Below are 528 nucleotides of genomic sequence, written 5' to 3' on the forward strand. Positions count from 1 at the left end.
GACTCCGGCGAGGGTATCCCTCCCGAGCAGCTGCCGCACATCTTTGAACGCTACTGGACCGTCAAGGAAGGCAACCCGACTTCCCAATGATGAGATGCGATGGTTTTAATTTTCCAACTCAAAACATCTCCGATTTTCTTGGAATAGAGTGAGTCTTCAAGCTGCTCTGATTGACTTCCTGCTAAGTCAGGTATTTTTTCTTGGTCATGACGAGGTGTTCTCTGTGATTTTTAGGCCGGGAATTTCATATCTGACCTCTTTTATTATTGGCACTTGGCGTGCTGAGCGAGCGTGCAGATATCTATAGCTAATGCATTTAAATAAGTTGATGATCTTCATCGTATTTACCCTTTCCAGTCTTTTTCGGTGAACTCAGCAGTGGAGGGAAGTACGGTGTGGAGGAAGTTCAGGTATTTGTTGAACAGCACTTCGTGCTTGAATCGAGCCTCGAAACCCAGCGTGATGTCGGTACGGTGAGTGACGATCATCAGACGCTTGCGATCGATGGTGACAAAGTTGTACTCGCCC

1 pseudogene is annotated in these 528 nt (G+C 47.0%); it reads right to left on the minus strand.

The annotated features are described in order from the left end of the window. Positions 1–344: 344 nt before the first annotated feature. Positions 345–528, minus strand: a pseudogene (locus ABJ99_RS14535) (permease); the annotation flags it as partial.

Origin of the sequence: Pseudomonas syringae pv. cilantro (assembly GCF_001293775.1) — a bacterium.
In the GTDB taxonomy this organism is placed as follows: domain Bacteria; phylum Pseudomonadota; class Gammaproteobacteria; order Pseudomonadales; family Pseudomonadaceae; genus Aquipseudomonas; species Aquipseudomonas syringae_P.